Annotated in this window: 1 protein-coding gene; it reads right to left on the reverse strand. The window is 44.2% G+C overall.

Features of this window, described 5'->3' with window-relative positions; genetic code table 11:
• On the reverse strand, positions 1-724 hold a 724-nt coding region (locus tag C1T31_RS14100; RefSeq protein ID WP_165780119.1), incomplete at both ends, for a hypothetical protein.

Genomic DNA, 724 nt, shown 5'->3' on the forward strand with positions numbered 1-724 from the left:
CATTATCTGTTGTGATTACTGGTGCTTCCATATCTACTGTCCAAGTGTAAGTCACACTTAATGGCTCCGCTTGGTTACCACATGGATCTGTATATGTTGCTGTCCATGTCTGACTGTATGCACAACCATCATTCATTGGACCTTCAGTTGAAGCTTCCAATTCAATCTCGTCGCCAGCACAGTTGTCATCTGCTTTAAACAACGGTGGTACAATCTCTGGGTTACAACCCAAATCACCACTTTGTCCATTGGTAGTGATAACTGGTGCTTCCATATCCACTGTCCATGTGTATGTAATACTCACTGCTTCAGCTTGATTGCCACAGTTGTCAGTTACATTCGCTGTCCAAGTCTGGCTATAAGCACAACCATCATTTGTTGGACCTTCAGTAGTTACAATTGGCTCGCCTACACCACAGTTGTCTGTAGCTCCGAACATCGGTGCCATAACTTCTGGGTTACAGCCCAAGTCACCACTTTCATTATCTGTTGTGATTACTGGTGCTTCCATATCTACTGTCCAAGTGTAAGTCACACTTAATGGCTCCGCTTGGTTACCACATGGATCTGTATATGTTGCTGTCCATGTCTGGCTATATGAACATCCATCATTCATTGGACCTTCAGTTGAAGCTTCCAATTCAATCTCGTCGCCAGCACAGTTGTCATCTGCTTTAAACAACGGTGGTACAATCTCTGGGTTACAACCCAAGTCACCACTTTG

Source organism: Hanstruepera neustonica, assembly GCF_002895005.1.
Taxonomy (GTDB): Bacteria; Bacteroidota; Bacteroidia; order Flavobacteriales; family Flavobacteriaceae; genus Hanstruepera; species Hanstruepera neustonica.